10 protein-coding genes are annotated in these 12,243 nt (G+C 58.6%); 4 read left to right on the top strand and 6 right to left on the bottom strand.

What is annotated here, in order from left to right:
• The first annotated feature begins 48 nt into the window (after positions 1–48).
• The gene (trxA, locus tag DW349_RS12680) at positions 49–915 is read left to right on the top strand and encodes a thioredoxin (protein WP_108124967.1); all 867 of its coding nucleotides are present in this window, start codon (positions 49–51) and stop codon (positions 913–915) included.
• 211 nt (positions 916–1,126) lie between these two features.
• On the top strand, positions 1,127–3,421 hold the full coding sequence (locus tag DW349_RS12675) for a Kelch repeat-containing protein (protein ID WP_157954304.1): 2,295 nt from the start codon (positions 1,127–1,129) through the stop codon (positions 3,419–3,421).
• A 422-nt stretch (positions 3,422–3,843) separates the two neighbouring features.
• Here DW349_RS12675 and DW349_RS12670 read toward each other — a convergent pair whose 3' ends face one another.
• Complete coding sequence (locus DW349_RS12670) at positions 3,844–4,983, bottom strand: beta-ketoacyl-ACP synthase III (RefSeq protein ID WP_108124969.1); 1,140 nt, start codon at positions 4,981–4,983, stop codon at positions 3,844–3,846.
• Between the two features lie 161 nt (positions 4,984–5,144).
• Between DW349_RS12670 and DW349_RS12665 the strand changes: the two genes are divergently transcribed.
• A complete protein-coding gene (locus tag DW349_RS12665; RefSeq protein ID WP_108124970.1) occupies positions 5,145–5,402 on the top strand; it encodes a hypothetical protein in 258 nt (85 codons plus the stop codon).
• Here the strand turns inward: DW349_RS12665 and DW349_RS12660 are convergent.
• The 5 genes from DW349_RS12660 to DW349_RS12640 all read right to left on the bottom strand — a co-directional run bounded on the left by DW349_RS12660 (position 5,396) and on the right by DW349_RS12640 (position 10,830).
• Positions 5,396–6,982, bottom strand: coding sequence for a cation:proton antiporter family protein (locus tag DW349_RS12660; RefSeq protein WP_108124971.1), 1,587 nt, complete (start codon positions 6,980–6,982; stop codon positions 5,396–5,398). The genes DW349_RS12665 and DW349_RS12660 overlap by 7 nt on opposite strands.
• 83 nt (positions 6,983–7,065) lie before the next feature.
• Positions 7,066–7,872, bottom strand: coding sequence for a 5-deoxy-glucuronate isomerase (gene iolB, locus DW349_RS12655; protein WP_108124972.1), 807 nt, complete (start codon positions 7,870–7,872; stop codon positions 7,066–7,068).
• Between the two features lie 16 nt (positions 7,873–7,888).
• On the bottom strand, positions 7,889–8,875 hold the full coding sequence (gene iolG, locus DW349_RS12650) for an inositol 2-dehydrogenase (protein ID WP_108124973.1): 987 nt from the start codon (positions 8,873–8,875) through the stop codon (positions 7,889–7,891).
• Between the two features lie 26 nt (positions 8,876–8,901).
• Positions 8,902–9,765 (bottom strand): MurR/RpiR family transcriptional regulator, encoded by an 864-nt coding sequence (locus DW349_RS12645; RefSeq protein ID WP_108124974.1) that lies wholly within the window; start codon positions 9,763–9,765, stop codon positions 8,902–8,904.
• A gap of 102 nt (positions 9,766–9,867) precedes the next feature.
• Positions 9,868–10,830 (bottom strand): sugar ABC transporter substrate-binding protein, encoded by a 963-nt coding sequence (locus DW349_RS12640; protein ID WP_232819294.1) that lies wholly within the window; start codon positions 10,828–10,830, stop codon positions 9,868–9,870.
• Positions 10,831–11,100: 270 nt separating this feature from the next.
• On the opposite strand from DW349_RS12640, the gene DW349_RS12635 reads away from it, so the two are divergent.
• Positions 11,101–12,237, top strand: coding sequence for an ABC transporter permease (locus tag DW349_RS12635; protein ID WP_108124976.1), 1,137 nt, complete (start codon positions 11,101–11,103; stop codon positions 12,235–12,237).
• The last annotated feature ends 6 nt before the right edge of the window (positions 12,238–12,243 follow it).

Below are 12,243 nucleotides of genomic sequence, written 5' to 3'. Positions count from 1 at the left end.
CCGTTTCGCCCCTATTAAGAGGGCAATTCAACGATTATCGAGGCAGCCATGAGCCAACAAGCCAGCAACGTCATCACCGTGACCGAACAGAATTTTCAGCAAGTCATGGTGCAGGAATCCCAACAGCGCCTGGTGATCATGGATTTCTGGGCCGACTGGTGCGCGCCCTGCAAAGCGCTGATGCCGATTCTGGAAAAACTGGCCGCGGAATACCCCAACCAGTTATTGCTCGCCAAAGTGAACGCCGACGAGCAACCCAACATCGTCGCCCAATTCGGTGTGCGCAGCCTGCCGACGGTGGCCTTTATTCAGAACGGCCAGCCGGTCGATGCCTTTATGGGTGCCGAACCGGAATCGGCCATTCGTCAGCGGCTGGAACGTTATCTGCCCAGCCCCTGGGATGACCTGCTGCAACAGGCCGCCGAATTCCAGGCCGCCGGCAACCCGGCCGACGCCTTACCGCTGGTGCAGGAAGCCTATCGCCTAAGCGGCGAAGACACCGAAATCGCCTTCTTCCTCGCCAGCGTCTACATCGACCTGAAACGCGCCAGCGACGCCGAAGCCATTCTCAACGCCATGACCATGCAGCAGCAGACCGAACCGCACTACAAAGAACTGCGCTCGCGTTTAAAACTGCTGGCCGAAGCGGCAGAAACGCCGGAAATTCAGGAACTGCAACAACGCCTGGAACAAAGCCCGAACGATCTGGAACTGGCCTATGAATTATCAGTGCAATACAGCCAGGCCGGACGCAGCGAAGAAGCACTGGAAACCCTCTTTGGTGTACTGACGCGCGACAAGAATTTCCGTGACGGCGGCGCCCGCAAAACCTACCTCGACATCCTCAACGGTTTACCGAAAGGCGACCCGCTGGCGGCGCGTTACCAACGCAAATTGTTTACGCTGCTGTATTAATGAGCGCCGGACGCACCGTCCGGCCGTTCAATTTTTCAGCAAAAAATCAGGGCGCCATTGGGCGCCCTGATGCGTTACAACGCTATCCACAAAAAAATTCGTCGTTTTTTAAACGATTTCATAAAAATAAAACGATTGTTAAAACGCTAACTACTGCGGCATGCCTTGAGAATTGATCGCTCCTTCAACGTGATGAAAAAGGACGATCCTCATGCAACAACGATGTGTTTCCCGTGCCATGGCCGTATGGCTGAGCCTGGGGCTGGTGGTCTTGCTTGCCGCCTGCACCGGCCCTGAACCTTCCACAGATCCGGGTCCGATTCAGAACCCGCCGGACACCAATCCCAAACCGCCCGCGCCAAAAACCGAGGCCAGCCTGGGGGCTTGGGTCGGGCCGGCGTCGTCGGAGCTCAAAGTGTGGCTGTCGGACGATTTATCCGGTGCCGATTTTTTTGGCACCAGCGATCTAACCTGCGCCCAAGACGAAGACCTGATTCCAGCCTGCGAGCATGCCCTCACCCAGTTAGCCGTAGCCGATGCCGACACCTTCAACAGCCCGGCGCTGACGCTCAGCCAGGCGGGTTATTTCCACCTGCGCCAGGGGGAGAATCGGTTTGCCACCGGGTTCACCGGGCGGCATTTTTCGCCGCGTGACTTTTCGCCGACGGTGGTGTTCCAGGGGCGCCTGTGGATGGTTGGTAGCCCAGGGGGAAACGCACTCGTGACTGACATCTGGTCATCCGGCGATGGTGTGGCCTGGGTAGAGGAAGTCGCCGAGGCCGACTTTGGTGTGCGCAACAACGGTTCGCTGGTGGTGTTCGACGATGGCCTGCGCGGCGAGCGGCTTTGGGTGGTGGGCGCGTACAACAAAACCACCTTCGAAAACGAAGTCTGGTCGTCGCCCGACGGCCGCCATTGGCAGCGCGAAACCGATGCGCCCGGCTTTTCCGCGCGGTGGGGCTTTTCTGTCGTGGCGTTTAACACACGGCTGTGGTTGCTTGGCGGTGCCGATGCGCAGAACACGTTACTGAAAGAAGTCTGGTCGTCACCCGACGGCGTTACCTGGACGCTGGAAACCTTGTCCGGTGTCCCGTTTACACCGCGCCAGAATCATCAGGTGGCGGTGTTCAATGCGGGCGGGGGCGAACGGTTGTGGCTGGTTGGCGGAGATACTGTCGGTGGTTCTAGCACCGGAGTCTGGTCGTCGGCCGATGGTCGCGCCTGGCGCCAGGAAGCTGCGGCGACGGCTCTTCGTGCGGTCGACGCCCAGATGGCGGTGTTTGACGATGGCACTGGCGCGCGGCTATGGCGGATAGAAATGCAGGGTAGCCTCAACAACACCGTCTGGTCGTCGAGCGATGGCGTTGCCTGGCACCTGGAAACCGACACCGCCCCTGACCCTCTGAATGCCCGTAGTGGTGCTGACCTGGTGGTATTCGACGGCGGCGATGGCGAGCGGCTGTGGGTGATTGGTGGTGATGGCAGGGTCGACACGGTTTCGTCGAGCGATGGCAAAGCGTGGCAAGTCGGCGCTGGTGCGCAACGCTTTACTGCGCGGATGTTGCACCAGGCCATACCCTTTGACGCTGGCGATGGTGAGCGGCTGTGGGTGATGGGCGGGTATTCTGTCGATAACCTGAATAACGTTTGGTCGTCAACCGATGGCCTGACCTGGGTTCAGGCAATAACCAATAATCCGTTCTCTAAACGCCAAGACCACCAGGTGGTGGCCTTTGACGATGGCCGGGGTACGCGGTTGTGGCTGGTTGGGGGAGCTGGTGGCGACGGGATTTTGGGTGTCTATCTAAACGATGTCTGGTCATCCGAAGATGGCGTGAACTGGGATGCTGAACCCGTCAGCCAGTCTTTTCCAGGCCGTGCCGGCCACCAGTTGGTGGTGTTTGACGATGGCCAGCGAGGCCCGCGGCTGTGGGTGATAGGTGGTGAGGATTATGATGAAACGTACGGGGACGTCTGGTCATCGGCCGACGGCCGCGACTGGACATTGGAAACGGACGACGACAGCCCGCTGCCGGCACGCACCGACGCCCAGGTGGTGGTGTTTGACGATGGCCAGGGCGCCGGCGAGCAACTGTGGTTAATCGGTGGATTTGACGGTGGCGATCACAACGACGTTTGGTCATCGGCGGATGGCAAAGACTGGGTGCAGGTTACCGGGGCGGCAGACTTCCCCATCCGTTCCAGCCATCAGGTGGTGGTGTTTGACGATGGGCGCGGCGCAGAACGACTGTGGCTTGTGGGTGGCTACGGCAATGATGTGTGGTCGTCGGCCGACGGCAAAACCTGGGACCAGGAAACCGAGGCCGCAGACTTTCCTCCGATCATTGACCACCAGGTGGTCCGGTTCGACGATGGCACTGGTGACCGGCTCTGGTTGCTGGGCGGCAATACACTCAGTGGCCTGTCAAATGAAGTCTGGCGATCCGTCAACGGCCGCGACTGGCAGTTGGGCCGCCACGTTCCGCTAACGGCCGTGGCTCCCTGAGAGGGTTCAGCGTTAAGGCGCAGGCACCTCCGAACTAACCTCGGAACATACCCCGAAACAAACCCTGTCATCCCGGCCTTGAGCCGGGATCTCCCCTGGGAAACCGAGTTAGGCGATTGGCAATCAACAAACCGTTTACTGCCCATCGTTGGTTTAGTTGTCCCACTAGAGATCCCGGCTCAAGGCCGGGATGACGGGGTTTAATTTGAGGTTACGGGGCCGGACTCAGTACCGGGATGACAGGGTTTAATTTGAGGTAACGGGGCCGCAGTCGGGGCCGGGATGACAGGGTTTAATTTGAGGTAACGGGCCGGACTCAGTGCCGGGACAACAGGTCCTAATTAAGCAGTCGGCTTGTGTCTATCTCACCCATCCACATAAGGCGTTGTTTCATCAGCAGCCCCCGTCAGCCCGGCGTGCGTTCAGCGTTTTTTCAACACCAAACTGCCAATCGAATACCCCGCCCCAAACGAACAAATCACCCCAACATCGCCACTGCGCAAATCTTCGTGGTGCAGATTGAACGCGATGATAGAACCCGCCGAGGCGGTGTTGGCGTAGCGGTCGAGCACGATGGGCGCGACGTCGTTGCTGGCAACTTCGCCCAGCAATCGCTTGGTGATTAACTGGTTCATATTGATGTTGGCCTGGTGCAGCCACCAGCGTTTGACGTCTGGCACGGCAACGCCGACTTGCGCGACTTGCTGTTCCAGATGGTCGGCGGCCATCGGGCAGACTTCCTTGAATACCTTGCGGCCTTCCTGATGAAACAGTTTGTCCGGGCCGAACGGGTCGCTCTCGTAGGCGTGCGAGATGTAACCGAAGTTGGAGCGAATGTTGTTGGAGAAAACGGTTTTGGCCTGGGTGCCGAGAATGTCGTAGACGTGCTCGCCTTCGGCCTGGTCGCCGCGCTCCACGACCATGGCGGTGGCGACGTCGCCGAAAATAAAGTGGCTGTCGCGGTCGCGGTAATTCACTTGTGGCGAAGTGAGTTCCGGGTTGATGACCAGCACAGCACCGGCGGTGCCGGCGCGAATCATTTCATTGGCGCGGTGCAGCGCGAAGGTGGCGGCGGAGCAGGCCACCAGCATATCGAACCCAAACCCTTCGATGCCCAGCGCGTTCTGCACTTCGATGGCAATGGCCGGGTAGGCGCGGGCGGTGTAGGCACAACTGACGATAACGGCGTCGATTTGCGAGCCATCGCGCCCGGCGGCGGCCATGGCTTTGCGTGCCGCGTGCAATGCCATTTCCGCCTGGTGGCTGAGTTCGTCATCGCCACGTTCGGCCAGGCGCGGACGCATGCGATCGGGTTCCAGAATGCCGTCTTTTTCAAACACAAAGCGCTGGCGGATGCCGCTGGCTTTTTCGATAAAAGCCGCGTCGGACGTTGCCACGGGTGCGAGTTCACCGGCGTCGATTTCCGCCTGGTGCTGCTGGTTGTAGTCGTTTGCGTAACGATTCAACACCTCGACCAATTCTTCGTTGGTCAAAACGTGTTCAGGGGTCCACAAACCGGCGCCACTGATAACGACTTCTTCGGTCGGGCGATAAGTCGGCATGGAGGGGATTCCTTATGAAAATTGGCTCAAGAGGTCAACAAGGGCGGCAGTTTAGCACGCACTCTGGAATGGGTCAGGCATTCAAAATGCGCTGATCAAGGGTCGAACCGTCGTCATTGAGCGGTTATGCTGCCGGCTGGATTTAAGACGGAAATCGGCCAATGCGATTCTATTTTTCATTGACCTTTGCCTTGCCCGAGGGCGAGGAGCAGACCATTCCCGCGCTGCAAGCGCAGTTGGCATCGGTGGCGCTGACGCTGGAACCAGCACGCGGTGCGGTGCGTGAATTCACGGCGCATTTCAGTGGCGAAGGCGATAACGCCACCCTGGGTTTGGAAGAAGCGCGTCAAGCCGTGGAAGCGGTTTTAGAGGGCGTGCAGATGGTCGGTATGGATTTTCTGGATACCCCGATTCACTGACCGGCCGCCTCCGGGCGTTGACCGATCATCGCCAGACTTTCCTCTGCAAAGCCGGTACCGGCTTCGGTGTAGAAGTTGAACACCTTGTCGATGCCGGCGTCGATCAGTAGTTGGCGTTCGTCTTCGTAACGCGCGATGGCGGCCAACTGGCCTTTGAAGTTGGCGCGCTTCAATTGGTTGGTAACGTGGCGGCTGTCGTCGATGGTCGGTAGCGCCAGCAGAATCAATTGCACCGACGATAAATCCAGATGTTCCCACAGATCGGCGTCTTCGCCATCGCCGACAAAGGCGGCCAAACCTTCGCCCTGCAAGCGGTGAATGCGGCTGGAATCGGCGTCCATCCCCCAGACACCGCGACCCATTAATTGATGCAACGCCCGGTAAGCGCCCATGCCAACACGGCCCATACCGACCACCAGAATTTGGGCATCCTTGGGTTGCGTCAGCACGTCTTCAGGCAGGCGTTCGCGGCGCTCAAAACGCGTCAGCCAGGTTTTGTTGTGTGAATAAAGGCTGTGTGCGCGGGCATACAACAGGCTGGTGACGATGAACGAGAAGGTGACCGTTAACGCCAGAATCACCAGCCATTCGCCGGACAGCCAATCCAGATCGACCGCCAGGTCGGCCACGATCAAACCAAACTCGCTGTAATTTGCCAGCGCCAAAGCACTCAGCCAGGCGGTGCGACCGCGCAGCCGCATCGCCAGCAGCAGGCCGTAAAACAGCAGGAATTTTATTGGCAACAGCAGCGTTAAACCGAGCGCGATGCCAACCATGCCGAGCGTTGGCAGGGCGGTAAATCCAATCGATAAAAAGAAGCCGATCAGGAATAAATCTTTAAAGCCGAGCAAGGCTTTCGATAATTCAGCGGCCTTGCTGCTGCGGCTTAATAACATGCCGGCGATGAGTGCGCCGAGGTCGCCTTTTACGCCCACCAGACTGAATAATTCATAGCCGCCGAGCGCGAGGAAAAACCCGGTTAATGGCAGCAGTTCGCCGTGACCGGCAGCATCAAGCAGGCGATTTAACATCGGCCGCAACAATGGCAACGCCAACAAAGCGATGGCCCAGACCGACGGGATTTTTCCGGTGGCGAATACCAGAAACAGCACGGCAACAATGTCTTGCATCACCAACACGCCGATGGCAAGACGGCCGTGACGAGTGCGCATTTCGCCGCTGTCTTCGAGTAATTTGACGATGCAAACCGTGCTGCTGAAACCAAAAGCGAAGGCGAGTAACGCGGCGGTGTTGAGCGACACATCCGCAAAATAAGGTAGGCCGATGCTTGCCAGCGTCAGTAAAAATCCAACGCAGACCACACACCAAAAACCGAGTTCGCCCAGCGTGCTGGTCCAGACTTCGCGCTTGAGTAAATCGCCAACTTTCAGTTTTAAACCGATGGTGAACAGCATCAGGGTGATGCCCAAATCGGCCAGCGTATCGAGGCCTGCACTGGGCTGGACGCCGAGAAAATGCAGCGCAAAACCGGCCAGCAAATAACCGACCAGCGGCGGCAGCCCGAGCGATTTAACCGTCAGGCCACAAACAAAGGCAACGCACAGCAGCAGGAAATCCATAGGGATGGGTCGTTCTGATTTTTGCAAACCTTAGCACAGCGACCCGTCTGGCTCACCCAACCGAAAACGGCCTGCGCGGTTGTTCAACCGCGCTGCAACATCCATTCATGCGCCGGATCGTTGTTGAAAATCCAGGTGCGTTCCGGGCCGGCCATGGTGTTGAGGTAATACAGATCGTAGCCGTGTGGTGCGCCGACCGGGTGGTAGCCGCGCGGCACCATGACCACATCTTTGTTCTCGACCGTCAGGGTTTCATCCAGGCTGCGGTCGTCGGTGTAGACGCGCTGGAAGGCGAAACCCTGGTCCGGATTCAGTCGGTGGTAATAGGTTTCTTCCAATTGAGTTTCGCGTGGTTTGGCGTCGGTGTCGTGTTTGTGCGGCGGGTAGCTCGACCAGTGACCGTTCGGGGTGATCACCTCGACCACCAGCAGACGCTCGGCCGGGATGTCGTCGAACAGAATGTTGCACACGCGCCGTTCGTTGGTGCCGCTGCCGCGGGTGATGTAGTGCAACTCGTCCGGGCGGATCAGTCGCGCCGGGTATTTGCCTTCGGCCGGTGCCCGGCACAGCGCCAGTTCCAGATCGGTTTGGGCGCGCACCTGATAGCCACGGCCCGGCGGTAAATAAACCGCATAGGGCGGTTGCTGATCGAACAGCGAATCGCGTTCGCCGATGTCGTTCCACTGTTGTTCATCGCTGTAAACATCGGCGCGGCCGCGCAGCAATACCAGACACACTTCGGTGTTTTCGGTCAGCCCTTCGAGCGATTCACCGGCCTTGAGTTCGTAAACTTCAAAGCCGACGTAATGCCATTGCGCCGACGCCGGGGTGATGTGTTGAATGCGTCCGAGCGCATTGGGTGCGCTGGCTTTGGAAAGCAGGGTGGACATGGCGAACCTCCTTCGGTCAGACGGCCACGGCGCGGCCGCTTTGTACAGAAGCGACGGCGGCGTCGGCCAGTGTCAGTGCATTCAAACCATCGACGGCGGTGGTCAGCAGCGTCTCCTTGCCGTCGAGCACAGCGATAAAGTGCGCCAGTTCGCGACGGTAGGCATCGGCGTAGCGCTGCAAAAAGAAATATTCGGGTTTGGCGCTGGTCGAGCCTTGATTGGTGGTTGTCACCAGCGTTGATTCGAGCTGGTTGTTGGCTTGCAGCATGCCTTTGGCACCGAGCACTTCGATGCGTTGATCGTAGCCGTAGGCCGCGCGCCGGCTGTTGCTGATCTGACACAGTTTGCCGCTGGCGGTTTTCAGCGTGACCAGGGCGGTATCGACATCGCCGGCCGCGCCGATGGCTGGATCGATTAAACAACTGGCGGTGGCAAAGACTTCCACCGGTGCTTCGCCGAGCAGCCAGCAGGCCATGTCCAGATCGTGAATCATCATGTCGCGGAACAGGCCGCCGGACGATTGCACATACTGCGCTGGCGGCGGTGATGGATCGCGGCTGGTGATGGTCACCATTTCCACCGCGCCGATGGCACCGGCGTCGAGTTGCGCTTTCAGTTCATTGAACTGCGGATCGTAGCGACGGTTGAACCCGACCAGACAGGTAACGCCAGTGCGTTCAATGGTCGCCAGGCATTGGCGGGTGCGTTCCAGGTCCAGGTCGATGGGTTTTTCACAGAAAATCGCTTTGCCAGCGGTGGCGCTTTGTTCGATCAAGCGGGCGTGGGTGTCGGTGGAACTGGCGATGATAACGGCCTGTACCTCGGGGTCGGCCAGGGCGTGTTCGACCGACACCACTTCGGCGCCGTATTGTGCGGCCAGTTTATTCGCCGAATCGGCAAAGACATCGACCACGTAACGCAATTGAGCGTTGGGGTGGCTGGCGACGTTGGCGGCATGAATGGCACCGATGCGACCGGCACCAAAAAGACAAACATTGATCATGATCGTTCCTGTGCGTTCGAGCGATCCTAGGCCGGGTTTTCCGCCATGGATCGGTTTTTATCCAGTCGGTACGCCAAGCCGATGGCCAGAGATTGCGCCAGGCAAAGCGCCGGGGTTAACGAGCGAAAACCGTGTACTTCTGAATCTGGCAATACAAAGACCACGGTGCCAAGGCTGGCCAGTGGGCTGAGTACGCTGTCGGTAATAACGATGACCGGCACCTGTCGTTCCAGCGCGATGCGCACGCTGTTGTCGGTCTCTTTGGCGTAAGGCCGGAAACTGATCGCCAGCACCGCATCCTGGCGGCCGATGGTGCCGGCCTGCTCCTGATACATGCCGCCGACGTTGTCGAGCAGATGCGCGCGCCGGTCGATATGGCGCAGCGCGTAGGCGAAGTAGGTGGCCGGTACAAAGGAGCGGCGGGTGCCGACGATGTGTACCGATTCCGCCTTCGCCAGAATGTCGATGGCGTTGTCCAGATCGTCCGGTTGAATGTGCTGATCCAGGCTTTGCAGCGTCAGGCTGTCGGCCTGAATGAATTCACCGAGCAACTGATGCGGCGATTGCGAACCGGGGTCGCCCAAAGATTCGCGGGCGATGCGGATGCGTTCGGTGTAGCTCGGTGATTCCTGCAACAGCTTTTGCTGAAACAGACGTTGCATTTCACTGAAGCCGCTGTAGCCGAACGCGTTGGCAAAACGCACCAGCGTCGATGGGTGTACCCGCGCTTCCGCAGCGATGACCTGAACCGTACCGAACGCCAGATTACTGGGGTGGTCCACCACATATTGCGCGACTTGCCGCAAGCGTTTGCTGAGCGATTCGTAACGCTCTTCGATGGCTTTTTGCAGGTCGGTGAGGCTGGCCGGTGGCGTCAGTTCGGTGGTCATGCCGTTGTCTCGGTGAGGAATAGGGCGATAAAAATGGAATGAATTTTCCAAAATTGCAACGCAAGCGTTGGGGCCAGGCATCGCGCCCGGCCCCGAACAAGGTCAGCGTACTTCGCCGGCCAGCGCTTCCACCTGAGCAATGTTATCGGCGGTAATGAAACCGGGGCCGGAGTTCATGTGGTTGGCCGGAATCAAGCCGTAGCGATGGTACAGCGACAGCATGATGACCGGCATATAACCCTGCAAATAGGGCTGCTGGTCGATGGCGAAATTGATGTGGCCGTCTTTGATCGCCGCAGCAATCTGGTCGCTCAAATCGAAGGTGGCGAAGAAGATATTGCCCGCCTTACGGCTGCGTTCCAGATAGCGCAGGGTCGGATGCGCCGAGCTTGGGCCCAACGTCAGAATGCCATCGACATTGGGGTTCTGGCGCATATAAGCCTCGACCCGACGTTCCACTTCAGACGGATCGGAACCGGCGTCGAGCATGTTGCCGGACAGATCAACGCCCAACGCATCAGCAAAGCCCTGGCAACGTTCCACCGAGGCCGGGTTGGTGATGTAGTGGTTCACACACAGGAAGTGGCTGACACCGGCGGCCTTGGCGCGTTGTCCGGCACCGTAACCGGCGTCGTATTCCGGCTGGCCGACATGCAACAGAGCACCCAGCGCTTCGCTTTGTTCCTGAGTACCTGAGTTGATGGTGATGACCGGAATGCCGCGCCGCACGGCGTCCTGAATCGGGCCTTTGAGCACGTCGAAATCGGCGATGCTGACGATGATGCCATCGGGGTTGGAGGCTACGGTTTGTTCAACAATGCGCGCCATATCGGCCAGGTCACCGTTGGTTGGGTTGCGGTATTGAACGTCTGCGTTCACCGCATCGCCGGCTTCGCGAATGGCGTTCTTGATGGTGTTCCACCAAGAATCGGAATCCGGTGCGTGGCTGATCAGTACAAAGCGTTCCTGATCGGCGGCGCTGGCCTGGATGGGTACTAAGGCGGTGGTCATTGCCATCAAGCTGGCGGCCATCAGAGTCCCGAGCGTTTTTATTGTTGCTTTCATTGAGGGTTCTCCTAGCGGGTCAGTTCCAAGCGACTCGGCCGGGGAGGCTGAGCCTGTTATGAAATTATTGTTCTTGTTTTTTTCTATATGGAACAAAAATTCCAAATGCACCATGAACCGGGTGTTCAACCTTGTCAAGCGACCCACTGAACTTTTTAAAACGATGATTCCAACTGTTTGACTTTTGGAAAATTCATTCTATTGTGGGTCCACTCTGCACCGCCAGGCGCAGCCACCGCTTAACAAAAATAACAAAGCGAGGTCAGGTTTATGTCGGCGACTCATTCCTCCGAAAGGTTGCCCCAATCGGCCAGCAGTCAGGTCTCTGACGAACGTCTGCGCCGGGTTTCCCGTTTTAAACATCTGCTCAGCCGACCCGAGCTGGGCTCCATTTCCGGCGCCATTCTGGTGTTCGCCTTCTTCATCATCGTCGCTGGCGATTCAGGCATGTTTGCCGCCGACGGCGTGCTGAACTGGACCACGGTTTCAGCTCAGTTGGGCATCATCGGCATCGCCGCTTGCCTGCTGATGATCGGCGGTGAGTTCGATCTGTCGATCGGTTCGATGATCGGCTTTGCCGGCATGATGATCGCCATTCCCAGCGTCTATTGGGGCTGGCCGGTGTGGCTGGCGCTGATGTTTGCCTTTTCCTGCGCGCTGGCGATTGGCTTTACCAATGGTTTTATCGTGGTTAAGACCGGTTTGCCGTCGTTCATAGTGTCACTGGCGTTTCTGTTTATTTTGCGCGGCCTGACCATTGCCTTATCCATCCTGTTCACCAACCGAACCATTATTGGCGGCGTCGATGTCGAGGCCGAAGGCGATTGGCTGGCGTCGGCCTTTGGCGGCGAGATTGGCGGCTGGTTGTTTGAGGGTCTGGCCCGGCTCGGCTGGATTGGCACTTACCCCAATGGCGACCCGCTGGTGTCTGGCATTCCCATGGTTATCGTCTGGTGGTTCTTGCTGGCGGTGGTGTGCAGCTGGTTGCTGATGCGCACCAAATACGGCAACTGGATTTTCGCCACCGGCGGCGATGCCAAGGCCGCCAAGAACGTCGGCGTGCCGACCGATGCGGTCAAGATCAGTCTGTTTATGTTCACCGCCTTCAGCGCCACCGTGCTGGCCGCCTGCCAGGTGTTGGAATTTGGCTCGGCGGCGGCTGACCGGGGCTTGCTGAAAGAATTCGAGGCCATTATTGCGGCGGTGATCGGCGGCGCTTTGTTGACCGGCGGTTACGGCTCGGTGGTGGGCGCTTGCTTCGGCGCGCTGATTTTCGGTGTGGTGCAGATGGGCATCAACTTCGCCGGCTTTAATTCCGATTGGTTCCGGGTCTTCCTCGGCACGATGTTGTTGGTGGCGGTGCTGTTCAACAACTACATCCGCAAACGTGTCACCGAAGCGCACTGAAGGAGG

Origin of the sequence: Saccharospirillum mangrovi, assembly GCF_003367315.1 — a bacterium.
In the GTDB taxonomy this organism is placed as follows: Bacteria; Pseudomonadota; Gammaproteobacteria; order Pseudomonadales; family Natronospirillaceae; genus Saccharospirillum; species Saccharospirillum mangrovi.
This window is presented reverse-complemented; position numbering and strand designations above follow the sequence as displayed.

What these genes read in the sequence shown, in the direction of transcription:
- trxA (WP_108124967.1), top strand. Translation starts at nt 49, where the DNA reads ATGAGCCAACAAGCCAGCAACGTCATCACCGTGACCGAACAGAATTTT.
- DW349_RS12665 (WP_108124970.1), top strand. Translation starts at nt 5,145, where the DNA reads ATGCGATTCTATTTTTCATTGACCTTTGCCTTGCCCGAGGGCGAGGAG.
- DW349_RS12675 (WP_157954304.1), top strand. Translation starts at nt 1,127, where the DNA reads ATGCAACAACGATGTGTTTCCCGTGCCATGGCCGTATGGCTGAGCCTG.
- iolG (WP_108124973.1), bottom strand. Translation starts at nt 8,875, where the DNA reads ATGATCAATGTTTGTCTTTTTGGTGCCGGTCGCATCGGTGCCATTCAT.
- DW349_RS12645 (WP_108124974.1), bottom strand. Translation starts at nt 9,765, where the DNA reads ATGACCACCGAACTGACGCCACCGGCCAGCCTCACCGACCTGCAAAAA.
- iolB (WP_108124972.1), bottom strand. Translation starts at nt 7,872, where the DNA reads ATGTCCACCCTGCTTTCCAAAGCCAGCGCACCCAATGCGCTCGGACGC.
- DW349_RS12660 (WP_108124971.1), bottom strand. Translation starts at nt 6,982, where the DNA reads ATGGATTTCCTGCTGCTGTGCGTTGCCTTTGTTTGTGGCCTGACGGTT.
- DW349_RS12670 (WP_108124969.1), bottom strand. Translation starts at nt 4,983, where the DNA reads ATGCCGACTTATCGCCCGACCGAAGAAGTCGTTATCAGTGGCGCCGGT.
- DW349_RS12640 (WP_232819294.1), bottom strand. Translation starts at nt 10,830, where the DNA reads ATGAAAGCAACAATAAAAACGCTCGGGACTCTGATGGCCGCCAGCTTG.
- DW349_RS12635 (WP_108124976.1), top strand. Translation starts at nt 11,101, where the DNA reads ATGTCGGCGACTCATTCCTCCGAAAGGTTGCCCCAATCGGCCAGCAGT.